A 26,802-nucleotide genomic window follows, 5' to 3' on the forward strand; every position below is an offset into this window, starting at 1 on the left:
CTTTTATTTTTATTTTCGAATTTGTCCATTACCACGAATTATATATTTTGTGGAAGTTAATGCAGGAAGTCCCATTGGTCCCCTTACGTGTAGCTTTTGTGTACTGATGCCAATCTCAGCTCCGAATCCGAATTCAGATCCATCAGTAAAACGAGTTGATGCATTGTGATACAGCGCAGCAGCATCAACAGATACGAAAAATTTGCTGACGTTTTCCTCGTTTTCTGAAATAATTGCTTCAGAATGCATAGATCCATACGTATTTATGTGGTGAATCGCTTCTTCTATAGAAGAAACTAATTTAACTGCTAGCGTGAGAGATAAAAATTCTGTCCCCCAGTCTTCTTCTGAAGCAAGTACAATTGATGAATCAATTGCCAATGCTTTTTGATCACCACGTAGCTCCACGCCTCTTGCCTTCAAAGAAGAAAACAACTCGCTACCATATTGCTCTGCCCACTTCTCATGAAGTACAATCGTTTCAATTGCATTACATACAGATGGACGCTGCGTTTTTGCATTTATAATAATATCAAATGCCATTTGTTTATCCGCTGTTTCATCAATGAAAATATGACAATTTCCCGCACCTGTTTCAAGTACTGGAACAGACGCTTCCCTCACAACAGTATCGATTAATTGTTTGCCACCTCTTGGAATAAGAACGTCTAGATAATCATTCATTGTAAACAACTGCTTCGCACTATCTCGCGTTGTATCTTCTATAAGCTGTACACTTTCTTCTGGTAAGCTTGTTTGTTTGAGCGCTCTGTGAATAACGGCAACAATGGCTTTATTAGAATGAATAGCAGAAGAACTACCACGTAATATGACTGCGTTTCCTGTCTTCAAACAAATAGTAGCAGCATCCACTGTTACATTCGGTCTTGCCTCGTAAATCATCCCAACAACACCAAGTGGTACACGCATTTCCTGAATAGATAGTCCATTTGGCCTTTCCCATGCACTTACACATTCTCCTACAGGATCACGTAATTCAATTAGCTGCTTAATCCCTTCTGTCATATCAACAATACGCTGTTCATTCAGCATAAGGCGATCAAGGAGAGAATCAGAAAACCCTTTTGCCTTACCTTCTTCTATATCCCGATTGTTTTCCTCTAAAATATAAGCTGTTTCATTTATTAATTGATTTGCAATTGCAGCAAGTGCTTCGTTTTTTTGATGTGTAGATTTTAGTACCAGCTCCCTAGCAACCTCTTTTGCTCTTTTCCCCTTTGCCAACACTTCATTCATTTTTATTTCCTCCTTTTTAAGGTTAAAAAAACTATATTCTTAAAGTGAAACCCAATGATCTCTATGGATGACTTCATAACTATGCCTTTCGCCTCTTGCTTGAATATGTTGGCTTTGCATACCTTTTATCTCTCTTAATTCCTCTGCGCTATATGTGCATTGTCCTTTTCCAATTACGCGCCCTTGTTGCGTCATGACTTCTACAACATCGCCAACTTTGAAAAATCCTGACACATTTGTAACACCCGCAGGAAGAAGACTCTTGCCATGCTGAATGATAGCTGTAGTTGCTCCAGCGTCTATTTCAATTTGACCGCTAACAACCGAATGCAAAGCGATCCATTGCTTGTTCATCTTCATTTCTTTTTGAGGGGCATTTCCGACATACGTCCCGTCACCTTTCCCCTTTAAAACATCAACAAATTTCTCTTGTCCACGTCCTGTTCCGATAAATACACTTACTCCAAGAGAGAGTGCTGTCTTTGCAGCATCGATTTTTGATTTCATACCACCAGTCCCAAGTTTTGAGCCAGCATCTCCAGCAAGAGAAGCGATTTCTTCTGTAACTTCAGGAAGGAAATAATATTTTTTCGCATCCTCATTTTTTTGAGGATTTTTATCATATAAACCGTTCACATCTGTAAAAATCATAAGCATATCTGCCGAAACAAGTCCGCTTACTAAAGCTGACAGCATATCATTATCACCGAACGTTAACTCCTCTAAAGAGATGGAATCATTTTCATTAATGATTGGAAGAGCAGAACGGTTTAGTAACTCTCCTAACGTCGCGTAAGCGTTACTATATTGTTCTTTTCTAGAAAAATCACTTCTCGTCAGCAATAGTTGCGCAGTAACGATACCGTATTTACGGAATTCCTCCGTGTATGCCTGCATTAACAAACTTTGTCCGACAGCCGCAGCAGCCTGTTTTCCTTTAATTGTTACAGGTCTGCTAGGGTATCCTAGAGCAGAAAAACCTGCAGCAACGGCCCCAGATGTAATTAACAACACTTCATGCCCTTCCTCTTTCAATCGAGCTAATGCGGCAACATGATCTGAAAGTTGTTCTTTAGAAATGCCTCCATGACTATCTGCCAAAGAACTGCTCCCAATCTTTACAACTATTCGCTGTTTCTTCACTTTTTTATCCCCCAAGTCTAAAATCAAAGTTTTTTATACATTACATTTCTATTCATACAGCTTGCAGCGATTTCTATTCTTATGAGTGCTGCACGTAGCCTATTTAAGAGCAAAATAAAAATGACCGCTTCGCCCTTCATAAAATAAAAAGGACGAAACGGTCATTGTTCCGCGGTACCACCTTAATTGATATACATATATATCCACTTGGTGCCTATAACGCAGGCAAACGCCTAAACTTTCATTTAAGACTCAGGGATAGGTTCGATATATTCTATACGAGGAATCTTTCAGCCGGTGAATTCCACTCTCTTTCGCAAGAAGACATATGTACTATTTCCCTTCAACGATTTTCGGTTTAATTTTTTTATATTATGCGATATAGTTCGATTTGGTGTCAAGAAGTATTTTTAAAAATAAATAGAGGAGCAAGTTACTTGCATGAAAAGATTGCTCTACTGAATGAAAATACAAATTGATATAACTACAACTCATATTCATAAACATAATACCTTACATTATAGTGTATATATTTACAGAATGTCGAATATAATTGATTTTTTATCTTTTGGTGTTGCAAAAAGGAAAATATTCTCTTAGAATGTTTCTTTATATTGCATGGAGATGTTATTGTTATTTTAAGATAACAATTTCAAAATGATATAATTTATTAAAAAAGGAGCAAGATTGAGTTATTATGGATAAACAAATTGGATTCATCGGATGCGGAAATATGGGGATGGCTATAATTGGCGGGATGCTAAATAAAAAGATAGTGTCTTCAAATAAAATCATGTGTTCAGATTTAAACACGACGAATTTAGAAAATGCTAGTACAAAGTACGGAATATCTATAACTACTGACAACAATGAAGTCGCTAAAAATGCTGATATTTTAATTTTATCAATTAAACCAGACTTATACCCATTAGTAATTAACGAAATTAAAGAAGTGATAAAAAACGATACTATCATCGTTACGATCGCTGCTGGCAAAAGTATTGAAAGTACTGAAAATGCCTTTAATCAAAAATTAAAAGTTGTAAGAGTAATGCCTAATACTCCTGCTCTTGTTGGAGAAGGAATGTCTGCATTATGCCCGAATGAAATGGTGACAGAAAAAGATTTAGAAGAAGTGCTAAACATTTTCAATAGTTTTGGTCAATCAGAGATTGTAAGTGAAAAGTTAATGGATGTTGTAACATCTGTAAGTGGTTCTTCACCAGCATACGTATATATGATTATAGAAGCGATGGCAGATGCTGCTGTACTAGATGGTATGCCAAGAAATCAAGCATATAAATTCGCTGCTCAAGCAGTATTAGGCTCTGCAAAAATGGTACTAGAAACAGGAATACATCCAGGTGAATTGAAAGATATGGTTTGTTCTCCTGGCGGAACAACGATAGAAGCTGTAGCAACTTTAGAGGAAAAAGGCTTACGAACAGCTATCATTTCAGCTATGCAACGTTGTACACAAAAGTCTGTCGAACTATCTGGTCAAACGAAAAAGTAAAACTATAAATTCACATGAATGTAATTAGAAATGCACTACATGATAAACGGCCAAACTCGAATTTATTTGAGTTTGGCCGTTTTAGTTGTTAATTATATTAAAATAATTTCATTTCCCCCTTCCCTACTACGCTTATTTTATTAGAAACAAGTAATTTTTCAATGCAAATCGGTAACATATCTAATAGCGTTTCAAATGCGTAATTTACATCTAGACGTTCTGTCCATTGATGTGCATCTTTTCCTACCGGCCCCATATTTAATACTGGAACATCAAATTCTTCTAGTTCCTGAAGTGGAATTGAGTAACCTTTATCCCATAATGGCATATTGTCTACAAGTGAACTCATTGAATGTAATGGATTTTGTAAGCCCACGTAGCTTAAATCTGAAATTCCTCCAAAATAGTTTTGGTTTTCAAATGAAATATTATGATTGAAGTGTGCATACTTTTCCATCTCTCCAACTACCTCTTTAATTAACTGGTTGTTGCGTGAACTTACAGCTGGATAATATGGCGGAGCAAAGAAAAGCACAATCATCGGCGCCTTTTCTTTACATAAAATAGCTAGTTTATCTACTAAATCAATCGTTACCGCACGATCATCTTTACCTTCTCTATTTTTAATAATGCTAGATTGAATTTCATTTATTTTCTCTTGCCCATGTTGTTCAATTGCATAAGTGATAAGCTCTTCATACGTTAATACATTCACCTTCATATTAGGCGGTATAAACGGATTATATTTAGAAAAACGATATGCTTGCTTTTCATATTGCTCTTCTATTTTTTCTGCTACTTTCGTTACTTTTTGACGCAGCAATGAAACGACATCTGTCATTGATTTTTCTAGTAAAAACAAATTAAATAATGTGACTGCGCGATGCGGAATTTGTACAGAATACTCCTCCTTTAAGTCCCTTTGAAGTAAGTTAGTTGGCGGAGGACTCGCTTCCCCTTCTACAATATCACAAAGGTCTGTATTCAACTCTAATTCTGCTGTTATTAATGAAGCCATATAACTCCCATTTAAGCCTGCAAAAGGTTCACCTACATGGGTCTCTTTTCCGTAGCAAAGAAAACCAGGTAACACTTTACCAATAGAACCAGTATAAATATATTTCTTTTGATCACCAGGGTGCCTTGAAAACATAGGCTCTGAATTTAGTACCGTTTTATACTCTAAATCATGTTCTCTTGCTAAATCTAGTAATCTTGGGACAGCAGCTCTCATCCCTACAGAGTTTACTTCTTCATCTGGTACAGCCAATAAAAGAACATTCCCATCAAATCTTCCTTCACAAGCTTGCTCAATCATTGCCATTTGTAACGTGAGGCCGCATTTCATATCCATTGTTCCTCTACCAAACAGCCAATCTCCATGTTCTATATCTTCACGTACATGGTCTGGAAGCTCATCTTTATGAGAATAAAACATAGACGTTAACTTTTTAGGATTGAATGCATCTTCTTTCCACACTCCATAATCTTGTACATCTACAACATCAAAGTGACTTACTAAAATTACGGTATTTTTTGTACGATCGCTTTTCTTTACTAGTGCTGTAACAAAATATCGTCCGTCCCCAGTCGGATTTTTTTGCAAATGGTGCGGATTTTCTTTGAAGTACTGTAAATCAGATAATTGTTCCACAACGAAGTCTGGCAATATCACTTCAGCTTCTGTACCTGTAATACTAGGAATTTCAACAAGACTGCTTAATAATTGAATCAATTGTTCTTTTGATTGCCACTTTGACATATAAATCCCCCTATTTTTCCGCATTATGAAAATGAATTCCAGTATATGAATAAAAAATGACGACAGTTATCAAAATTATAGTTCTGATGTACTGCCGATTTTTATTGATATTTCATGTGCTGCTTGTTTTACCTTACTAATAAGAAAAGATAGTCGATCATCATTAATGCGATGACTAATTAACCCAACACTTAATGCTCCTACTACTTTATGATTAAATCCGATAATAGGTGCAGCTACTGAAGCTGTCCCTTCTGTTTTTTCTCCATAACTGACAGCATATCCTTCGTTTCTTATTTGCTTTATTTGATCAAGAAGAATTTGCTTTTGTTCTGGTAAAGCAGAAAGTAGTTGCTCAACAATATATTCCATTTCATTCTGTTTCATATTGGCAAGCATCGTTTTATTTGCAGCACCAATTGAAAGAGGAATCTGTTCCCCTAAGTTATCAATAACTCGAATTTTTAAAGGGCTATCCATTCTTTCAATAATAATAGAATGTGTTCCATTTGGAATGTTCAAATAAACACTTTCTTCCACTTCATAGGCCAATCGTTTCATTACTTCTCTTGCGACTGATCTGTAGTCTACCTTCTCCAATTGTCGTAATCCTATTTCCATCCACATTGGTCCAATTTTGTACTGTTTCGTCTCTGAAATTTGTGTAACTAGCCCATGCTCGATTAGAGAGTTAAGTAATCTATGTACTGTACTAACTGGGAGATGTGTTCTGTCCGCTATATCAGAAATGGCCCAATACTCTTTTTCATTAGTAGAATTTAATAACTTTATAATACTTATCGCTCGATCAATGGACTGTACCATAACTCACCTCTACTTCACTTGTAATATGTTAGCACGCTCAATTACCTATCAATTTAACAAACATTCGAAATGAAATCAATCTATTTATTCAATTTTCTAAAAATAAAAATATGTTGCGAACAATAATTTGAAAGCGCAAACAAAAAAATATTGACTTTTCTTTTTAATTATCTGAAAATTATAACAAGATTTCACATCACGGAATATATTCCACAATACGGAAAAACATCAAAATTTATGCTATCAACTACGAAAGTGAGGAAAACAATGGCGCAAGTAAATAATACAAACAATGAATTAAAACGTACGATGAAAAGTAGACACTTATTCATGATTGCACTCGGTGGCGTGATTGGAACGGGATTATTTAACGGATCTGGTTTTATTATAAGTCAGGCTGGACCTGGTGGATCCGTACTTGCCTTTATGGCCGGTGGATTATTAATGTATTTCGTTATGCTATGTCTTGGTGAACTCGCTGTAGCCATGCCTGTTTCGGGGTCTTTCCAGGAATATGCCACTAAGTTTATCAATCCTGCAACTGGCTTTACAATCGGATGGTTGTATTGGTTAAGCTGGGCGAATACGACCGGCCTTGAATTTACAACTGCTGGCATTACAATGCAGCGCTGGTTTCCTGATATTCCTGTTTGGGTTTGGTGTTTAATATTTGGAGTTACAATCTTCACGATTAACGCACTATCTGCTCGTAGTTATGCAGAAACAGAATTTTGGTTTTCAAGTATAAAAGTATCTGCCATTATCGCTTTTATTATTCTTGGTGGCGCCGCTATGTTCGGTTTTATTGATTTAAAAGGCGACGAACCAGCTCCGCTATTATCAAATTTCGTGAATCATGGTGGTTTATTTCCAAATGGACTTGCAGCTATTCTATTAACAATGGTTACAGTCAATTATTCCTTCCAAGGTACAGAACTTGTTGGAATCGCTGCAGGTGAAAGTGAAGATCCAGCAAAAACTTTACCTCGTTCTATTAGAAATATTATATGGCGTACGATGTTTTTCTTCGTCTTAGCAATCTTTGTTCTTGTTGCTTTAATTCCTTGGGAAGAAGCAGGATTAACAAAAAGCCCGTTCGTTGCCGTTTTTGATAATATCGGTATTCCATATGCGGCTGATATTATGAACTTTGTTATTCTTACTGCTGTTCTTTCTGTCGCAAACTCAGGACTATACGCGGCAACTCGTATGCTTTGGTCATTATCCAAAAATGAAATGGCTCCAGCCTTTTTAAAGAAATTATCATCACGAGGAATACCTTTAAACGCTTTAATTATGACAATTGCTATTTCTGCTTTTTCTCTTTTGACAAGCGTAGTAGCTGCTGAAACTGTTTACTTATGGTTAATTTCCATCTCCGGAGTCATAACAATCATTGTTTGGATGTCAATTTGTGTTTCTCAATTCTTTTTCCGTAAACATTATGTAGCAGACGGCGGAAAATTAGAAGACTTAAAGTTCAAAACTCCACTTTATCCACTTGTACCAATTCTTGGTTTTGGATTGTATGGCATTATATTAATCAGTCTTATTTTTATCCCTGAACAACGACTAGGAATCTATTGCACTGTACCATTTATTATCTTTTGCTACACGTACTATCACTTTAAAGTTAAGAAAAGAATTGCTACTAACACTCGTAGTGAAAGTAAAATTAGCGAAACTATGTAATACTATACTTATATATAAAAGACCGCACATAGCTTTTACCTTATGTGCGGTCTTTTATCATTTTAATTCGCTTTAAAATTATATAATGGCTTAATAATATGCTTTATATCTATTGTCTCTTTCGTATTTTCGATAATTTCATTCATTGGCTTGTATACCATTGGTGCCTCATCAATTGTGCTCTCTGCTACCGATGTAGTCCAAACTTCTGTCATCGTATTATGGAAGTCCTCTAGACTCAATAATTCTTTAGCCTTCTTACGACTCATGATACGTCCTGCCCCATGCGGACCAGAAAAATTCCAGTCTGGATTACCTTTACCAAATGCAATAATTGAACCATCTCTCATGTTAATTGGAATAATGACTCGTTCATCTTTCTGAGCTGAAATAGCACCTTTTCGTAGAATCATATTTTCTATGTCTATATAGTTATGTATTGTAGTAAATTGATCGGTTACTTTCCAGTCCATTTTCGTAACAATTTCATCGATCATTGCTTTACGATTTAACGCAGCATACTTTTGAGCAATATTCATGTCATTCATATAATCTTTGAATCCCTGTCCTTCTAAATAAGCTAATTCTTTTCGAATATTAGGCTTCTTTATTCCACGTAAAGTTTCTTGTATTTCTTTTTCTCTCCCCTCTTTCATTAATCTCTTAATAATCTCATCTTTCATTGATGTAACATCAATGAGTTGTTCATATGCGAAGTTCTGATAATACTCTGCTATTTGCTTTCCTAAATTACGAGAACCACTATGAATGACAATATATACATTCCCTTTATCGTCTTCATTTAGTTCAATGAAATGATTCCCTCCTCCAAGAGTACCTATACTTTTTTGAGCGCGTTGTAATGTAAATGGTGCTCTCACACCATCAAAATCAATCATTTTTGAGAATCGATGTTCTTTATCTCGGATACGAAAACCACTTGGAACGAATTTCCGAATTGTTTCGTCTAAATAATCGAAATTAATTTCTTCTTTTTTCTTATCAATTACAACAACTTCCATACCACAACCAATGTCTACCCCTACAAGATTAGGAACAATTTTATCTTGTATTGTCATTGTTGTCCCAATCGTACACCCTGCTCCCGCATGTGTATCTGGCATAATACGAATTTGACTATCCTTTACAAATTCTTGGTTACAAAGATCAATAATCTGCCCTGTCGCAGTCTCATCAACGTTATTCGTAAATACTTTCGCTTCATTGTATTTTCCTTGTAATTTCAACATCTTTCATTTCCCCTTCCTTTTGAAAGAATTATTTTATTACGTTGTTTCTGTTCTCATCATTACTCTCATCCACCTTCTGCTTTCCATTATATATGTATGATATCCTTCACAATAATAAAAAAAATGATGTTTTATATTGTTTACATAATATTATTATCATATCCTTGAATTTATACCTACATATGAGTATTCCACGTCCTCAATATCCGTTATATATAACAAAAACTCCCCTTACATCGTTAATCATTAAGGGGAGTTTTATAGCCGATGAAATTATAATTCCGATTTCACCCGAACAGAAACATTATTTTTAATTATATTTTTTACATCTTTAAAGCTAACAAAATTGTTACTTTTCTCATCCCACAGACGGAAACGTAGTGATCGTAAGCTTGTAGCAAGTGTAATCGTTGGTACATTTTTTAACGGAAGCGTATTATTGTGCGCCTCTTCTAGTTTATAGTTAGGTACTCTTGGACTTAAATGGTGAACATGATGAAATCCAATATTACCAGTTAAGAATTGCAAGATTTTTGGAAGTTTATAAAATGAACTTCCTTCTACTGCCGCTTTCACATATTCCCAATCTTTATCTTCTTCAAAGTAAGAATCCTCGAATGTGTGCTGTACGTAAAACAGCCAAATCCCTACTGAACCTGCAATTAAGAATATCGTACCATGTACTAATAGAAACGATTGCCATCCTATTGCCCAGCAAAGTATAGCTACTACAGCAACGATAATAATATTCGTCAAATACGTATTCATACGTTCTTTCTGTCTTGCACCTTTTCGGTTAAATCTATTTTTAAGCAAGAAAACATAAATCGGACCTAATCCAAACATAACGAATGGATTGCGATATAAACGATATGCTAAACGAAGTCTAAATGGTGCAGCTACATATTCATCGACTGTAAGCGTCCAAATATCTCCTGTACCTCGCTTATCTAGATTACCACTTGTAGCGTGATGAATCGCATGCTCATGCCCCCATTGATCAAATGGGAATAACGTTAACACACCCATACATGTACCTACTATTCTATTTGCACGTCGACTTTTAAAGAATGAATAATGGGTACAATCATGAAAAATTATGAAAATTCGCGTCATAAAACCAGCAGCTAACAAAGATGGAACTAATGCTAACAGATAAGAAACAGACAAACTTTTATAAGCGAGATACCATAAAACAACAAATGGCACGACTGTGTTAATAAGTTGCCACACACTTTTTTTAATTGTTGATTTTTCATATGGAGCAACTTGTTTTTTTAAATTTTTAGTATTTTCTAATGTCATTTTACTAATTCCTTTCCTTTTTGTTGCTAATTCATATTATAGCATACTATTAGTATCAGGTGTTAAAAGTAGATGTAATAAATATTATTATATACTATAAAATTCTCTTTTTTCTTACTCAATACTTACAAATTACTTACGCTCAAAATAGCGCTATAATTGAACAGATTGAGCATTTTATTTATCAAATACATTTCCAATCTTTACAATTAAAACCGAGAACTTTTTACAAGCAGAAAAGAGCTGCCATAAGTCAGTTTCACCGGCTTATGGCAGCTCCTCTTCATTTCATTTCATTTTATCGATGGATCCAAACTGCACCTGCAGACTTGTCTTCAGCTTGACCTACTACTTCAAACTTCAATCCTAGTTTAGGTAACTTACGTCCCGCATCTGGAATAACGCTGTTGATGTATTGCTTAGAATCATCAAATTTTGCAACTCCTGGTAATCCTTTATAGTCAAAGATACCGCGAGTTGGTGAATTTACTTTCCATGCTGGCGTTTGATCAAATGAGAATGCCGCATCGGCAATTTGATAACGTGTACTGCTCTTCACAGTAGGTTGTCCGTTTAATGTTCCTACGATTGCCTCTGGATGAGAATCTACTACTCCAAGGAACCCTTCACCTGGATGAACGCCTACCCAGTTATCTGTAAAGCTTTGATCCGCATACCATACAACCATTCCTGTATTAAATACTGGACCACGTGCATATTGTAATGCAGTATCAGACCCAGCGTAATTACGCCACTCGATATAGTAGTTATGTTTCTTCTGTTCAAATCCGTTAGACACAGTAAATCCTTTTAATGTCATTGCTGGCTGGCCTTCTGCGTCATCAGAGAAAACAACTTTTCCATCTACAGTTAATGCTGCATTGTCTAACGCAAATCCTTTATATGCTACTGCAATATCTGTTACATACTCAAATTGCAGTTTTACTTTCTTTCCTTTGAATTGATTTAAATCATATGATTTATCAATCCACTTACCATCCGTTGTATCTATACCGCCTTTTACATCTTTTTCGCCCATTCGATCAATGCGTGTCTTCGTTCCATCTTCTGCAATCGCATATACGTCAAGGAAATCATACTTCGCTTCCAGTTCGTAAAATGCCTTATAATCGAACTTGGCATCCGTTGCAGTCGTTAAGTCAAATACTGGTGTCTCAAGTGTTGTATGAATGTCATTTCCTTTCGTGCTGTAATAAAACTTCTTACCAAATGCTGACTCAATATTTTTTATATCTTTGTCCGGCAAGTTAACACGAATGATTCCTGGTCGTTTTGATTTTGTCACACTTTGATCTACATACGTTGCAGTACCGATTCCCGTGCGAAGTTTATCATAATCTACCTCAACAATATTCGCCCAGTTCCCCTTCATATTTTTTTGGAAAAACTCTTTATTTTGCGGTGAGAAACTTGTTGGCTCTGTACCTGCAATTTTTCCAGCCCAGCTACCGCCGCTCATTAGGGACCATGATTCAACTGGTTCACCTTGTCCTGAATACTTTGTATCATATTCATCTGGCAACCCTAAATCATGACCATACTCATGTGCAAACACACCAACCGCTCCGTCTTCAGGCTCGATTGTATAATCGTATGCAGCCATCTTTCCGCCCCAGTTCGAAACAGAAGATTTTGTACCATCAATCGCATATGGCTTCGATCCTAGTTTTGAGCGATGAGACCAAATCGCATCATCTTTCAATTTACCACCGCCAGCTTCTTGTCCCACGCCTGCATGTACTACCATTAAATGATCAATGATTCCATCTGGCTCATTTTTATTTCCATCACCATCTTGGTCGTATTGATCAAATTGATCATAATCAGCTAAATTAATGCCTTTTGCTACCGCTGCTTTCAATGCTTCTTTCACAAAATCTTTTGGGCCTAAAGGACCTTTATTGTCATGACCAGTTCCCGCATCAGCACCATAATCTGACGCTTTTCCTGGAACAGTAAGCCATTCCGTTACAGTTCCATCAACTGTGTAGCTTCCGCCAGATTGTTCTTCATAATACTGTTTAAATGTATTAATCTTCGATCCATCAAATAACGTAAATGGCTCATCACCAAATAACATTTTTTGATAATGTTCACGATTAAAGTCCTTAGAATACATATAACCCGGTTCTTGATCAATATTATTATGCTTAAAATCGCTAAATTCTACGAGTAATACAAGTACTTTATCTTTTCGAACAGCCCCATTGTACTCAGCTTGCTTCGCTGGTGTAGTTGGTACTTTTCCATTTAATTTTCCTGGGTTCAATCCTGCACTTTGCCCAGCTACTGGTCCTACTTCGGGCTGCTGCGCCTGTTCATTTTCCTGCATTTTTGTATCTTTTACTTTTTTCATAAAATCTGAAGCTTCTTGCGTAAGATTATCTCCTGTCAAGATTTCTTTTCCAGGGTTTTCCCCTTTCTTTTTCTCAACATATTTTTCGACAGCCTTTGATGTCTCAGCTTGTGATGCAGATTCATCAATTACTCCCCTTTGCTTCAGTGCTTCTGCCAATCGTTCCTCTGGTATTAAATGCTCATCAATTGGTAGAGATGGTGGCGCATCAGCATATGCTGCATGGCTTCCAAAAGCAAATGTACTACTTAGCACGGCTGCTGTTGTTAATACCGCTAAAGGTTTTAATTTCTTTTTCTTTCTCAATGTATTTCCTCCCCAGTGTCTGCAAATTATCGATTTTTGCCGATAGCAATATAATATTCGTTATAATACGAATATTCAATCTTTTTAAAGTGCTAAAATGTTGAGAAATATTTTTTCTAGGATGAAAAACATAAAATAGGTAAATTTACAGGAAGTTCACTCTAGAATTTGTGGTTCTCTTTCCTCTTTTTTTCGAGTGAAATCTCATCTACACAAAAATGCCAATTCCTAAGTAGTAGCTAAGGAATTGGCATTTTTTAACGAGAATGCTTTATGAATAAACGAATTGCTTCTTCTGGTACATAGAACTTACCATTGCTTTCTACAACAACACTTCCTAGTTCATAATCTTTATTCTTAATACGAATTATATTTTTGTTAACAAATAATTGAGTTGTTACATTATTATGTTTTACTATGAGTACAGGATTCGCTACATCAGTTTTATCTATTGTTACAGTTGCACCATTCTGCTTAAAGGCTAATTCACTCTCTACAAATAATTTGTTTGTTACTTCTTCTAAATTAAAGCCCATCGCTTTCGCTATTGTCTTTGCAACGTCCGTGTTTTGAATCAAACCAACTGGCTTTTGAGGGCCGTATGAATATAAAAATACATCCTCACCTGTATGCCCTCCTGTTGTAAAGCCTATGTTCGCACGGTTAGCCAATAATGTAGTGAAAATTGGACCTACGTCTATTTTCTTTTTAACCACTTTTAACCTTTCTTTTTCATCATAAGTTAAATTGTCCAACCCGTATAATTTAGCTACCTCTTCTACATTGGATAGATCAGATTTCAAATTATTGATAGTCCCTTCAAGTGTCATTTTCGCTTTTTTCAATGGATCAATATATGCAGAGACCGGCGTAGTATTATAACCTTTTGTCGTATTCATATTGCCAATAGAAATACCGCTATTACCATGGTCCGCTACGGCGATTAGCATCGTATTACCATCTTTTTTTGCAAATCTTAATGCTTCTGCAACTGCATGATCAAATGCTAACACATCACTAATCATCCCAATTGGATCATTCACATGTGCAGCCCAATCTGGCTTACTTCCTTCCACAAATAAAAAGAACCCATCTTTATCTTTTGATAACGTTTGAATGGCTTTTTCCGTCATTTGCGAAAGTGTTGGTTGCTCCGGATTTGTTGCTTCACGATCCATATCAAATGCTAAAGCATTAAGCGAGAAAGAGCCCCAAATTTTATTAGATTTAGAGCCTAATAATGCTTCTTTCGTTTCAACAAAGTCGTACCCTTTGTTTTGAATCACTTTTACTAAATCTTCACCATCTTTTCGAATCCCACTATCTATCTCAGGTAGAAGTGCTGCTTTTCCCCCGCCTAATACGACATCTATATTTTGATACACTTGTTGCTCCGCGAGCACTTCAAAATTTTTACGATTCACATGATGAGCGGAGAATCCAGCAGGAGTAGCATGCTGAATTTCAGCTGTAGCAACAATTCCAGTTGCACGACCCGTACGTTTTGCACCTTCTAAAACATTGGCAACTGGCCGTAATTTGTCCTCCTCTTTCATTGGTTTTAAGCCAGGTGAACTTACAATAGTAGGTAATACGCCTACATATCCTGAATTTGATTTATTCCCTGTCGCTAAAGCTGTAGCTGCTGGTGCTGAGTCTGTTATAGCTGATTCCGCCGAATATGTACGAACTCCTCCTGTTACAATTTCATCTAATGCAAGTGGTTTCCCTTTATACAAGCGAGCTAATGTAGTTGCTGAAGAACTTGTTCCGTCCATAACCATCATGATTACATTTTTCGGTTGTCGTTCTACTTTTTTCACTTTCGCTTCCACCGTATGATCATCCATCATACTTTCAGTACATAACATACTTAGTGTTATCGTTCCTACTAACAGTAACTTCTTCATCTTTAAACCCAATACAAACATGATTGCGCCTCCATTAGTTTCACATTCATTTACATACAAAATTCTGACTGCCTACATATGTTTTATTAGTTCCCAATTTTTCTAAAGCTAACAATAGGAACTTTCTTATTCATTACATCTCGGTATAGTTCATCTATCTTATAAAGAAGATTTCCCATCATTAACTTGCTTAACAACAAATCTCCAATTAAAATAAATAAAAATTTATTGTTAAACAATAAATTTCATGGTAAATTAATAAGATATTAAATAAATGAGGTGCTTTTTATGAAACAAGGATCAACACTTTTCTTAAAGACAGCTGTGATTCTAATGGGTATCCCTGTTCTTGCTATGTGCATTTTTTTAGTCCCTAACATAGGGAATTTCGCTGCTGAATTATATCCCGAAATGGCATATATTAAATATCTTGTATTTATCAATTTATACGCGACAGCAATACCTTATTATTTTGCGCTGTATCAAACATTCAAACTTTTAAACTATATTGATAAAAACAACGCATTCTCTGAGCTGTCTGTTAAAGCTTTAAAAAATATTAAGTACAGCGCACTAGCCATTAGTGTATTATATGTATTAGGTATGCCACTTTTCTATCTTGTGGCAGAGAGAGATGACGCCCCTGGCATTATTATTATTGGAATGATTATAATTTTTGCTTCAATGGTAATCGCGGTCTTTGCTGCCGTACTCCAAAGACTATTAAAAGATGCGATAGATATAAAATCAGAAAATGATTTAACGGTCTGAGGTGAATAATATGGCAATTATTATTAATATTGATGTAATGTTAGCGAAAAGAAAAATGAGTGTAACAGAGCTTTCGGAGAAGGTTGGAATTACAATGGCTAACCTTTCGATCTTGAAAAATGGAAAAGCAAAAGCAGTCCGTTTTTCAACTTTAGAAGCCATTTGTAAAGCATTAGAATGCCAACCTGGAGATATTTTAGAATATCAACCGGAAGAAAGCGAATAAAAAGAGTCCTTCATACGAGAAGGACTCTTTTTACTGCACATTACGGCGCAAAACTAATTTGACCAGTAAACAATAAGATAATTGCGATAATCCAAAATATAAAAAATGATGAGGACAGTATGAATGAAAGAATAGCAATCCCCTTCTTCTCTGTTTTTTTCGTCATTGTAATGATAGAAAGTATGATACCTGCAACTGTCAGGGCAACTGTAATATAATCTCCTACTATATTACCTGCATTCGCTATCCTTGTTGGCGTTATAAAAACGAACAGAAAACATAAAATACCGATGAGTAAACATATGTAGCTTATTATACTGTACTTCTTTTTAGGAACTAGTTCAGTTTTCATACTAACTCACCCCTTCTATATAGCTATAAGTTCATATTAGCACAAATAACCATAATTTGGTTAAAACAAAAAAGAGATACAGCGGAAACTTCCACTGTATCTCTTTTTTATTTAATAACTAAACCCGCTATTTCTTCTTTATCATTATAAGTTATAATGAATGTCCGTTGTTCTTTACTATATTTTGCTACAAGAATAACAGTATATAAGCCATCTTTTTCTTCAATCGATTGTTTTTCAATTTTTTCAAATGTACCAGCTTTCTCTATTATAGGTGTAAGATCTTTCATCTTTTCTTCTGACAATGCAGCTTTCATTTTACTATCAAATTTTTCACGCACGTCTTTATACTTTGCCTCATTTAATAATGATACAATTTCTTCCGCCTTTGGAATAAACTTTTTTGACGTACTTTCATCTACTTTATTACCGGTACATGCTGCGAGCGCGAACGCCGCGATAGCACTTATAATAATAAGTAACATTCTTCTCATTTTAATACACCCTTTCTTTTTAAAATGAAACTATAACTAAAAGTGAGTAACGCAAAAATTGCTATTGAAACTTCTGACATAATAATCCCGCTTTTCCCTGGCACATATAGCGATATAATGCCAGCTAATGCATTTACAGTCCCATGGATGAGAATTGCATATACAACATAACGAAATTTCTTTTGGACGACAGCTTGCAATACAATGAAAGAAAGCCCAACATGTAATACCATCGCAAAGATGCGTTCAATACCACCGAGATAATAACTGTCACCATTTTGAATGACTGTTTGTGATAATAATAGGGATATTACTGGGATACCGACTATCAACACCGCCTCAATACCACCATGCCCTGCTCCAAATAAAAAACCAGACTGCCAATCTCGTTGCTTCATAAAATAACGCATTGCGATAAAACGAGCTATCTCTTCAAAAATTCCAGCTGATATACTAAGCAAAACTGCAAATAGTATAGGCTGCATAACAGAAAACATTTGAAAATCTGTGCTAGTTCCATTTAAATAATTTAGCATTGGTATGCGAATCAATATTTGTGATACAACAAAAGCCAATATACCTAACATATATGGAATATAGCGTTTCTTCCAAAAAGCATATAAAAGTGCTATAAGCGGTAAACCAAAGCTAATCATTGTTGTAAAAATAAGACCATTCATCTCGCTTCACCTCTTACTTGAAGTGTATAAAATTGAGTGAAGAAAGTATGTAGTTATTTCTTATTCGGTTTCCTTTTCATCATAGATGGTCATTTTATCTCATTTAATATAAATGTTTGTGTGAAATAAGAACTTACATAAGTTGTTTCTAACGTCGCATTATTTGTTTTATTTATGATTCGTTTTAACGAAAATAGCCCGTACCCTCTAGCACCTTCTTTACTTGAATGGTTTTTCTCATAAATTTTTTGTAAATCAATCGCTTCCCCCTTTGAACTATTACGCACGATAAAATATTGTCGTGAATCCATTTCAAAGAATGCGATTTGTAATATCTTTTCCTCACTACATACTGCTTCCTCAATTGCATTATCTACTAAAACTGAAATGATACGAATAAATGAAATAATCGTCATCGAAACACTTTCAATGTTCTCTGGTATATCAAGCATTACTTTTATTTGTTGCTGCTGAGCAGTACTAACTTTTGCTCTTAATACGCTTCTTACTTCAGGAATTTGTATGCGAGATAATTTTGCGATATCAAGTTCATGATCATTTATTGTTTTTAATGTGGGAGCAATAACATCGTAGTACACTTGCTCAATTTCTTTCACATTTTTTGTACGTATTCCTTCTTCTAACGATAGTAATACATTCATATAATCATGACGAAAACTAGCAAGCTCATCATGCATATCCTCTAATTTTTCCACATAATCTAATAACTCTTTATCTAAACGTTTTTCATGCTCTTCTCGTAACTTTTCTTTCGATAAATGTGAGCTTATTAGTACGATGATTAGTAATAATAAAAAAATAATAATCGCTGAATTATAACTTACTTCACTGTATTGTTGATTTATTTTTGCTAAAAACTCAGTTGACGGCTGAGTTAAAATTAGTTCAATAATAAACCCGATCATTAATAATATATAAGTTACATAGTATAACGGACTACTTACTATATATTGAGCGATTTTTTGAATTCTTTTTCGCGCTACTAAAATACCGATAAAAGTAAGGATTGATACGATAAGATGAATAATACTACCTGTCCATAAATATAAATTGAATGGCGTTAACATAAAGATTTTCATCCCTAAATCTAATAGCAACATTTTCACTAACGTTATAATCACCATACTCACCAGTGCAAAATATACATTATGCTTAAATTTCAATTCATTTTGCATTAATCCTAAACTTATTAAAAATAACACAATCGTACTATTCAATTCTGGATATCTCGTTACTGTTACAACAATAGCAAGTAAAATAATGAATACCGTACTTAAAGCTATTAACATTCTAACTGACAATCTGTTGTATCGGATTAATTGTATATATAAAAACGTATGACACATACTAGTAAGCAGTATTGCAAATAAATCATAAATATACATTACATCTCACCCTTTAACATGTTACGTACTTTACTCACTAAACGCCGTGACACTGGAATGCGTTTCCCGCTTTTTAAAACTATCATTTTTTGTTTCGCATCGTAAGAAGACATTTGCTTCGTATTCACGATATATGACTGATGGCAACGAAATAAACGTTCATCTATTATTTCTATCTCCTTTAATGCTCCATAAAAATAAACGATTCGATCTAACGTCACTAATGCTAACCGGTGCGGTTCATCAGTCATAACATATTCAACTTCATGAAAAGGAACCCGCACAGTGGCATTACTATTTTCAACGATAAAGTCATCGGACGGAATAATATGCTTATTTCTTGCTTCATATTGAAGTAAACATTGTTCAAAAACTTTATATCTCTCCTCGTATGGCAACCCTTTATCAATAAAAGTTAAAGCTGATACCATGTATTGATATGAAATAGGTGCAAATTCAGAATGCGTCGTTACAAACACAATAATTCCTTGCGTATCATACTTTCGTATCTCTTGTGCTACTTGTAACCCTTTACGCTCTTCCCTTTTAATCTCTATATCTAAAAAATAGATTGGAACATACTTCGCCTTCGGAATATTAGTAATAATATTTTCACTTTTACTAGTCACCTCAATAAAATCAAAAGGCAACATATATTTCTCACAAATCTCTTCAACTAACCGCTTCATTTGCTGTGCTTGTATAACATCGTCTTCTAAAATGAAAATACTCATGTAATCACTCGCTTTATTGAAATCTTTTCATCTATAGATTTATCTATAAATATATAATTCAAATTATAATAATATTCTCCTTCTCATTAATTGAAATAATTAATCTGCTATTACATAGAGAAACCTCAACTTTTCAAACAAAAAGTTGAGGTTTTCTTCAAATCAATTTATAACTAAATCCGCCCAATCCTTCGGCAATTCCGTTTCTAAGTAATAATCCTCTGCTTTCCAATACCTATTCTCAAACTTTGAAAGGTTTTTCTGTGTTTTCTTACTCTCGCGTAGAAATCTTGTCTCTCTTGGACAATCCAAGTACACCATATAATGAAAGAAATCTCTCCATTCTTTTCGCTGTAGAAAAACACCTTCAATTACAATTACGCCTACTATGGGAATCTGTACTTTCTTCATTTCACATGAGTCTGTCTTATCATTATAGAACGGTAATTTTAGTTTTGTTTCATTTTGTAACTTTTGAAAAAACTTTTGCCGAAGCCACTCAATATCCCATTGCAAATAATAATACTCATACCATTCTTCAAATCCGGTATCATAGCGTTTATTACGCTCCACTATATGATCATCAATATGAAAAATATGAAACGGAATGCTTTCCTGTTTCATATTTTCCTTTAAATTTGCAACAAATGTTGTTTTTCCTGAACGACTTAAACCATCTATACCTAAAATGAACCTATTTTCTTTATGCTTCTTCATAACATTTATCAATTCACTCGTACTCATTATTTCTTCCACTCTTCTTTTAATAAAGAATATAAAATCGTATCATGCGCAACTCCATTTTGAATCATATGTTTTCGAAGTAATCCTTCTTCTTGAAATCCTGCTTTACTTAATAATTTTTGAGAAGCTTTATTCTCTACATATACGACAGCAGCAATTCTTATTAGTTGCAGCATTTCAAATCCGTAAGTTAAAATCGCCTGTAACGCTTCCGAGGCGTATCCTTGTCCCCAATATGTATCGTCTAATTCATAACCAATTTCAGCTCGCTTATGATGATGGTTAATTAAATGAAAACCACACGTTCCGATTAATTGGCCCGTCCCCTTTTTCTCTATTCCCCAGCGAAATACACTTCCCTCTTCATAACGATTTTTAAACGTTTGAATCGTTGTTTTCGCTTGCTCAATATTTTCGAAAGAATCCATTCCGAAATAACGTATAACAGACTCTTTTGAAAAATAACGGAACATCGTTTCTGCATCTAACAGTGTTAATTCTCTTAATTGTAAACGTTCTGTTTCTAGTTTCGGAAACCCCATCTCTTTTTCTCCTTCTATTCTAATGAACTGCAAATTTCAATATAATTCCCATCTGGATCAGCAATATATGCAATAGTTTGCCCCCACGGCTTTACAATTGGTTCAACTAAAACCTTAATACCTTGTTCTCTAAGTTGCTCAATCGTTTCTTGTACATTTTTGACAACGAATCCTAATTCAAAATGAGAAGATTGTAACTCGCCTTCTGTAAGTGGTAATCCTGTTAATTCTTTCACATCTTGCCGCGTATTCATTGCTAATATTGTAGATCCCGTATTAAATTCAATATATGTACCGTGCTCTGATTTTATAGGTAACTGTAAAATATCTTTATAGAATTTTAAACATTCCTCAAACTTTTCTACATATAAAATGATGTACTTCATTTTCAAATTCATTTTACATCCCCCTTTATATCCATCCCTAAAATTTCGACAAAAGTCTCATAAAAACCTTGTTTCCTATAGTAACGAGCACAAAAAAATGAGGCCGATTTCTCGGCCTCCCAGCTTATTGGCATAAAACAGGAGATTTGGTTTGGACATAACCAGTTCGTACTCTTATTATATTTTATTTTTTCTGAATTTTAAATACATTAAACACCTATTTATATTGAGAAAGTTTTTTCGCTTGCATAAAATTAATGAGTTTAAGAAATGCTACAAATGGAGGTGTATACATATGGAACCAATGCTATGTCCAAGTTGTAAAACGAACCGCACTCGCTTTAATATTCTTGAGCAACAAGTAAAACCAGTCAAATTAAATCCACAAACTGGTCAAGTAGAAGAAGAATATACAAATGAAACGATAAACGCTTTTCATATGGCCTATCAAGGACCTACTTACAGAGTCCAATGCGCTGTATGTGGGCTTGTTGAAAATCCTGAACAATTTATTAAACCTGCTCAAAATCAGTCTTTCTAATAAAAACATGATTATCCCTTGTAGAAATAGATTTTTCTATAAGGGATTTTTTCGTTTTATACTTTAATAAAAAACGTGTTTCTTCCTTATTATAAGTTACACCCCACATCTTTTTAGTCATCTTTTATTTTTTGATCCTCAATATGAATCTTTTTTCTTCATTTATTATTTTCAGGGTAAATTATTGCGGCTTTGATATTGTTAATTTTATGCCTTCATATAGATTTTTATTATATAAAAAAGAGTGAGCAAAAATACGATTATATAGAAACAAAAGAAGTTGATTCCCATATTAATTACCTCTTTACAAAATCAACTTCTTTTAAACTCCACTTTTTATTATAATATTTCACTTTTTAATTTCTTGATTTTCCAAGAAAGTCTTATAAAGAAGTACATCCACATACCACCTGTAAGACCGGTCATAACTTTCGCCCACATTGGCACTCTTGATTCCATCGGGCTTAAAAACAGATTATACATTGATGGTAATAAACTTGCTGATATAATAACAAGGAATAACAATAATTCATTTAGTTTTTGTATCCTCGTCTCCTTTTCTGAGTAAATATCAGGCAATTCATTTACTTCTTCTACTTCTTTACAAAAATAATTCCATCTTGTGAAACTTGTTACGCGTTTCCAACCTGACATTTCGTATATTTCGAAATATTCTTGTTGTTGTTCTTTCGAATCTCTATAAACCAATCTAAAATCAGCTTTGTACATTACATCTTTTGGCTCCGTTTTCTGAAACGTATACATTAAATTATATTTTTGTAATGCCCAACCTTGCTGATGCATCTTTCGTAAAAAAGCTTCTTCTTTTTCTAAATTCCATGCCATAAAAAATTTGAATACCCTTTTTGTCTCCATCTTCCATTCACTCCCCTAATATACTATTCCCATTCCTTACAGATCGTTGCAACCTGTTATACTCTAGCTCTAACACTTCTTTACCAAGTGGCGTTAACTCATAGCACTTCTTTCTATCTGTTGAGGCAACTTCAACAATTAATTTCTCTTTTAATAACTTCGTCGTATTCCCGTATAAAGTTCCAGGACCGAGCTTTACTTCTCCATTTGTCATCTCTTCTACCATTTGCATAATTCCATAACCGTGCATTGGTTTCACTAGTGATAACAGTATGTAATATGTCGCCTCAGTTAACGGAATATATTTTCTCGCTTTCGTATTCATTATAACCACCTCCGATACATCGCCTTATGATATATCGACTTGCGATACATCGTATACCGATATTATATATTCACACTCCAAAATATGCAAGAGTATAATTTAATAATTGAATATTTATTTCTTTGAATTGAAAAATCATATAAATTTTCTGAATAATTTGTTAAAATATAGAAATATCCGTTTATATTTTGAAAGGAATGATATATATGATAAATAAATTGAAGGAAAATATAGGATCAGTTTTTGTAGGTAAAGAAAATGTTATAGATCTATTAATTGTTTCCTTGCTTGCTGACGGACATGTGCTTCTTGAGGATGTACCTGGTACTGGGAAAACGTTACTTGCGAAAACACTTTCAAAAAGTATTGGTGGTAATTTTTCTCGCGTTCAATTTACACCGGATGTACTTCCGAGTGATGTGACAGGTATTGAATATTTCAATCCGAAAACGAGCGAATTCGAGTTAAGACTCGGACCAGTCGTGGCAAACATTCTACTGGCAGATGAAATTAACCGTGCAATGCCGAGAACACAGTCTAGTTTATTAGAAGCGATGGAAGAACGACAAGTGACGCTTGAAAAGCAGTCAACTCCTCTTCCAAAACCGTTCTTTGTTATTGCGACGCAAAATCCAATTGAATCACAAGGAACGTTCCCTCTTCCAGATGCACAGCTTGATCGCTTTTTAATGACAATTTCTATAGGTTATCCGAATTCTGAAGATGAACTACAAATGATGCGACGTTTTCGTAACGATGCACCACTAGAAAGTGTCACATCTGTTATTACTTTAGATGATATTTTAGAGGCACAGAAACAAGTAAAAGAGATTTTCGTATCAGAACCGTTAGAACATTACATTATTAAACTTGCTCATGCTACAAGAAATCATGATTATATCGCTAACGGTGTAAGTCCACGTGCCACACTAGCTTTAGTACGTGCTGTTCAAGCTTTAGCCTTTTTACGCGGGAGAGAATATTGCACACCAGAAGATATACAATTGTTAGTTCCTTCTGTTTGGAATCACCGTATCGTCTTATCAATGGAAGGTGCATTACGTACGACAAAAAATGAAATGATGCAAAAGATTTTAAAAGAGGTTGACGTACCAGTGGAGATTGAGCAAGCATGAATGGACAGCGCGTTGTAACTGTACCTTTATTTTTTCAACTTCATATTATTCAACTATCTGTTCCAGGCGCGATACTATTTACATTTTTTATGCCGCAACGAATCATTATGTTTTTCTTTTTCTTCTACTATTTATTTGCGATTTTCATTTATAAATATGTCGCATATATAGAAAAACAGTTTCAAGTGCTAAACGAGAAACAAACAACTCGTTTATTTCCTAATGAATCTGGACAATTTTTTATTCATTTAAAAAACGGAGCAAACATACCACTCGTTAACGGTGTTTGTTATTTTCATTTAGACCCGTCCCTACTACCGAATAAAGATCAAGGAATTGAACAAATATCAAAAACACTATTCTCTTTCCCATTTTCACAACCTGCTCATTCAGCGCAAAAATGGGATTTATCATTAACTGCAACGCAGCGTGGCGTGTTTCAAATTGAACAGTTCGAATGTGTTTTGAAAGATCCTTTTCATTTATTATCTGTACATTTACCTGTATTTGATAAATTAAGAACTGAAATTATTGTGTATCCATCACCTAAAGAAGTAGCAGGTTTGCAAGAACTTCAGCAACTTTTAAATGGATCTTATCGAACGAATTTTTCTTTTTACAATGATGAAACATCTATTATCGGTGTGAAACGGTACGAACGTGAGTCTTTCCGTTCCATTCATTGGAAAGCATCTGCCAAAATGCAGGAATTACAAGCAAAGCAATATGAGCCTGTTAAAAATTATAGTTGGACAATTTGTCTTTCATTAGCTGCTGATCGCGGGTTTGGTTGGAAAGATAATATAGAAGACCTTATTTCATTTGCAACATACATTTGTCAATATGCTACGAAGCATCAAATACCGTTTGAATTATTTATTAGTGTATTAGCTGAAGGTGGCCCTCTGCACTTACCATTAAATGAAGGACAAACACATTACGCAAAAGCTTTAGAGGAATTGGCACGTATTTCAGACGATAGCACACTAATTCCGAAACAAGGATTTCTCCATTATACAAATAGAAAAGGAGAACGATCGTCTACAATGATTTACATTGGCTTGCAGAAGAATGACCTCTCTCTTCTATCGCAACCTACGTTTCTCATAAATAACGAAGGGATGGTGGAAAAGCTTGAAAACTTGGCTCTATCACGTTAATGACTTTATTCTGCTGCTCCTCCTTTCGTTATTAACAGAAAGGGACGAACTTGTTGCTATTGCTATATTTTTAGCACTAAGCTATATTGGTGTATTTCTAATCCATACATTCACGAAGAAAAAAACAACAGGATTTGTCATACTGTTAATGACTCAAATAATCGGTTGTTCTATCTTTCTCCCGTTCTCTCTATTTGGCACAATTATGTTACCGCTTTTCTTCTTTATCGTACATGTAGTTGGACCAGGATACCCAGTTCAAAAATCGTTAGGTGGTATTGTTTGGTTTGGTGTTTCAGCTATATTTTATGCGCCTTTTCCACCACTCGGGAAACTATTACTATTAGTTATACACATTATGATTACATTTTGGTTAACTGGAGCAAATCGTAATCAACAGTTATTACGTTTCGCTTCTATTATTACGATTGGTGTAATGAGTATAGTACTTATTCAAGTGTTTCCTTTCATTCGGCTTGTTTTTTCATTTATCATAGAAGCAGTTGCATTAGGGTTCGGATACGCTATCAATCCATTATTTTCAGCAGCCGTGTTAAAAGAAACAGATGATTTTTGGTCGAATAAAGGAAATCTAAAAGACCCTACAATTAAGGATGATTTGGAGCCACGTTCTTTTGATCCAACTCTTATAAATAGCATTACCATATTAGTTTGTACACTCATTGCTATTTATGTCGTTTGGAAAATAATAAAAAAACGAAAACAATTCAGTTTACCAAATATACCTGTCTTTGAATCTACTATCATCACTGATAAAGAAGGAATGAGCCAAAAACGTTTGAAACGAAACAAACCGCCACATAACGAAATTCGAAAAGAGATTTTTAAGCTTGAAAGTAAGTTAACTCCCCCTTTAAATAGAAATCGAGGAGAAACTATTGAGGCATGGTTAGATAGAATAAATAGTGAAGAAGATGTAAATATTCAGAGTCATATTATTATTAATGCTTATAATACAGTGCGTTATTCAAATGAGGAAAACATCGTACTTTTGCAGGAATTTAAGGATGAAATTCATAAGCTTTACATGTATCAGAAGGATTTAAAGAAAAGGAAAAAATAATA

The 26,802-nt window shown here is 34.6% G+C and carries 26 protein-coding genes and 1 other annotated feature; of the genes, 8 read left to right on the forward strand and 18 right to left on the reverse strand.

Going from position 1 to position 26,802, the window contains the following annotated elements; genetic code table 11:
* Nucleotides 1-9 precede the first annotated feature (9 nt).
* Together proA and proB are read right to left on the reverse strand one after the other, a co-directional pair.
* Nucleotides 10-1,257: a gamma-glutamyl phosphate reductase gene (gene proA, locus PDQ40_RS07355; protein WP_074542216.1), complete on the reverse strand. Its 1,248-nt coding sequence runs from the start codon at nt 1,255-1,257 to the stop codon at nt 10-12.
* Between the two features lie 39 nt (nt 1,258-1,296).
* Nucleotides 1,297-2,400, reverse strand: coding sequence for a glutamate 5-kinase (gene proB, locus PDQ40_RS07360; RefSeq protein ID WP_000744725.1), 1,104 nt, complete (start codon nt 2,398-2,400; stop codon nt 1,297-1,299).
* A 145-nt stretch (nt 2,401-2,545) separates the two neighbouring features.
* Nucleotides 2,546-2,756 (reverse strand) — a binding site (T-box leader).
* Nucleotides 2,757-3,097: 341 nt separating this feature from the next.
* Here proB and proC point away from each other — a divergent pair.
* Nucleotides 3,098-3,916, forward strand: coding sequence for a pyrroline-5-carboxylate reductase (gene proC / locus PDQ40_RS07365; protein WP_103141481.1), 819 nt, complete (start codon nt 3,098-3,100; stop codon nt 3,914-3,916).
* A gap of 97 nt (nt 3,917-4,013) precedes the next feature.
* Here the strand turns inward: proC and PDQ40_RS07370 are convergent, their stop codons facing one another.
* Nucleotides 4,014-5,678, reverse strand: coding sequence for a M20 family metallopeptidase (locus tag PDQ40_RS07370; RefSeq protein WP_270691305.1), 1,665 nt, complete (start codon nt 5,676-5,678; stop codon nt 4,014-4,016).
* A gap of 75 nt (nt 5,679-5,753) precedes the next feature.
* Nucleotides 5,754-6,503 (reverse strand): IclR family transcriptional regulator, encoded by a 750-nt coding sequence (locus PDQ40_RS07375; RefSeq protein ID WP_000250772.1) that lies wholly within the window; start codon nt 6,501-6,503, stop codon nt 5,754-5,756.
* A 267-nt stretch (nt 6,504-6,770) separates the two neighbouring features.
* On the opposite strand from PDQ40_RS07375, the gene PDQ40_RS07380 reads away from it, so the two are divergent.
* Entirely contained in the window at nt 6,771-8,195 is a 1,425-nt protein-coding gene (locus PDQ40_RS07380; protein ID WP_000079969.1) for an amino acid permease, read from the forward strand.
* A gap of 62 nt (nt 8,196-8,257) precedes the next feature.
* Here PDQ40_RS07380 and PDQ40_RS07385 read toward each other — a convergent pair whose 3' ends face one another.
* The 4 genes from PDQ40_RS07385 to PDQ40_RS07400 all read right to left on the reverse strand — a co-directional run bounded on the left by PDQ40_RS07385 (nt 8,258) and on the right by PDQ40_RS07400 (nt 15,364).
* Nucleotides 8,258-9,445, reverse strand: coding sequence for an RtcB family protein (locus PDQ40_RS07385; protein ID WP_214328175.1), 1,188 nt, complete (start codon nt 9,443-9,445; stop codon nt 8,258-8,260).
* 273 nt (nt 9,446-9,718) lie between these two features.
* A complete protein-coding gene (locus tag PDQ40_RS07390; protein WP_000171518.1) occupies nt 9,719-10,750 on the reverse strand; it encodes a fatty acid desaturase in 1,032 nt (343 codons plus the stop codon).
* A gap of 298 nt (nt 10,751-11,048) precedes the next feature.
* Nucleotides 11,049-13,433, reverse strand: a complete 2,385-nt coding sequence (locus PDQ40_RS07395) for an immune inhibitor A domain-containing protein (protein WP_270691306.1) — start codon at nt 13,431-13,433, stop codon at nt 11,049-11,051.
* Nucleotides 13,434-13,690: 257 nt separating this feature from the next.
* The gene (locus tag PDQ40_RS07400; protein WP_000497801.1) at nt 13,691-15,364 is read right to left on the reverse strand and encodes an alkaline phosphatase; all 1,674 of its coding nucleotides are present in this window, start codon (nt 15,362-15,364) and stop codon (nt 13,691-13,693) included.
* 267 nt (nt 15,365-15,631) lie between these two features.
* On the opposite strand from PDQ40_RS07400, the gene PDQ40_RS07405 reads away from it, so the two are divergent.
* The gene (locus PDQ40_RS07405; RefSeq protein WP_000809105.1) at nt 15,632-16,114 is read left to right on the forward strand and encodes a DUF2975 domain-containing protein; all 483 of its coding nucleotides are present in this window, start codon (nt 15,632-15,634) and stop codon (nt 16,112-16,114) included.
* 10 nt (nt 16,115-16,124) lie between these two features.
* Complete coding sequence (locus PDQ40_RS07410) at nt 16,125-16,340, forward strand: helix-turn-helix domain-containing protein (protein ID WP_000974621.1); 216 nt, start codon at nt 16,125-16,127, stop codon at nt 16,338-16,340.
* 40 nt (nt 16,341-16,380) lie between these two features.
* On the opposite strand, the gene PDQ40_RS07415 is transcribed toward PDQ40_RS07410, so the two are convergent.
* From PDQ40_RS07415 to PDQ40_RS07450, 8 genes are all read right to left on the reverse strand, one after another.
* A complete protein-coding gene (locus PDQ40_RS07415; RefSeq protein WP_000845971.1) occupies nt 16,381-16,692 on the reverse strand; it encodes a hypothetical protein in 312 nt (103 codons plus the stop codon).
* Nucleotides 16,693-16,799: 107 nt separating this feature from the next.
* Complete coding sequence (locus tag PDQ40_RS07420; protein ID WP_001253792.1) at nt 16,800-17,186, reverse strand: DUF3887 domain-containing protein; 387 nt, start codon at nt 17,184-17,186, stop codon at nt 16,800-16,802.
* On the reverse strand, nt 17,183-17,866 hold the full coding sequence (locus PDQ40_RS07425) for a YhfC family intramembrane metalloprotease (RefSeq protein ID WP_001013700.1): 684 nt from the start codon (nt 17,864-17,866) through the stop codon (nt 17,183-17,185). The genes PDQ40_RS07420 and PDQ40_RS07425 overlap by 4 nt, the downstream gene beginning before the upstream one ends.
* Nucleotides 17,867-17,955: 89 nt before the next feature.
* Nucleotides 17,956-19,272: a GHKL domain-containing protein gene (locus PDQ40_RS07430; protein WP_214328176.1), complete on the reverse strand. Its 1,317-nt coding sequence runs from the start codon at nt 19,270-19,272 to the stop codon at nt 17,956-17,958.
* Nucleotides 19,272-20,006 (reverse strand): LytR/AlgR family response regulator transcription factor, encoded by a 735-nt coding sequence (locus tag PDQ40_RS07435; RefSeq protein WP_000021631.1) that lies wholly within the window; start codon nt 20,004-20,006, stop codon nt 19,272-19,274. Before PDQ40_RS07435 ends, PDQ40_RS07430 begins: the two co-directional genes overlap by 1 nt.
* Nucleotides 20,007-20,168: 162 nt before the next feature.
* Nucleotides 20,169-20,750, reverse strand: coding sequence for a kinase (locus tag PDQ40_RS07440; RefSeq protein WP_270691307.1), 582 nt, complete (start codon nt 20,748-20,750; stop codon nt 20,169-20,171).
* Nucleotides 20,750-21,292, reverse strand: a complete 543-nt coding sequence (locus PDQ40_RS07445) for a GNAT family N-acetyltransferase (protein ID WP_000506669.1) — start codon at nt 21,290-21,292, stop codon at nt 20,750-20,752. The genes PDQ40_RS07440 and PDQ40_RS07445 overlap by 1 nt, the downstream gene beginning before the upstream one ends.
* 14 nt (nt 21,293-21,306) lie before the next feature.
* Nucleotides 21,307-21,690: a VOC family protein gene (locus tag PDQ40_RS07450; RefSeq protein WP_001049851.1), complete on the reverse strand. Its 384-nt coding sequence runs from the start codon at nt 21,688-21,690 to the stop codon at nt 21,307-21,309.
* Nucleotides 21,691-21,973: 283 nt separating this feature from the next.
* On the opposite strand from PDQ40_RS07450, the gene PDQ40_RS07455 reads away from it, so the two are divergent.
* On the forward strand, nt 21,974-22,219 hold the full coding sequence (locus PDQ40_RS07455) for a hypothetical protein (protein ID WP_050821920.1): 246 nt from the start codon (nt 21,974-21,976) through the stop codon (nt 22,217-22,219).
* Nucleotides 22,220-22,558: 339 nt separating this feature from the next.
* Here the strand turns inward: PDQ40_RS07455 and PDQ40_RS07460 are convergent, their stop codons facing one another.
* Complete coding sequence (locus tag PDQ40_RS07460) at nt 22,559-23,095, reverse strand: DUF2812 domain-containing protein (RefSeq protein WP_000448674.1); 537 nt, start codon at nt 23,093-23,095, stop codon at nt 22,559-22,561.
* A gap of 7 nt (nt 23,096-23,102) precedes the next feature.
* Nucleotides 23,103-23,420, reverse strand: a complete 318-nt coding sequence (locus PDQ40_RS07465; protein WP_001092642.1) for a PadR family transcriptional regulator — start codon at nt 23,418-23,420, stop codon at nt 23,103-23,105.
* A 206-nt stretch (nt 23,421-23,626) separates the two neighbouring features.
* Between PDQ40_RS07465 and PDQ40_RS07470 the strand changes: the two genes are divergently transcribed.
* Genes PDQ40_RS07470 through PDQ40_RS07480 form a run of 3 tightly spaced genes read left to right on the forward strand, consistent with a single transcriptional unit; the run spans nt 23,627 to nt 26,800 of the window.
* Complete coding sequence (locus PDQ40_RS07470) at nt 23,627-24,556, forward strand: AAA family ATPase (RefSeq protein WP_074533322.1); 930 nt, start codon at nt 23,627-23,629, stop codon at nt 24,554-24,556.
* A complete protein-coding gene (locus PDQ40_RS07475; protein WP_270691308.1) occupies nt 24,553-25,716 on the forward strand; it encodes a DUF58 domain-containing protein in 1,164 nt (387 codons plus the stop codon). Before PDQ40_RS07470 ends, PDQ40_RS07475 begins: the two co-directional genes overlap by 4 nt.
* Complete coding sequence (locus PDQ40_RS07480; protein WP_242300991.1) at nt 25,691-26,800, forward strand: DUF4018 domain-containing protein; 1,110 nt, start codon at nt 25,691-25,693, stop codon at nt 26,798-26,800. Before PDQ40_RS07475 ends, PDQ40_RS07480 begins: the two co-directional genes overlap by 26 nt.
* Nucleotides 26,801-26,802: the final 2 nt, after the last annotated feature.

Source organism: Bacillus cereus group sp. Bc061, assembly GCF_027715825.1.
Classification (GTDB): domain Bacteria; phylum Bacillota; class Bacilli; order Bacillales; family Bacillaceae_G; genus Bacillus_A; species Bacillus_A paranthracis.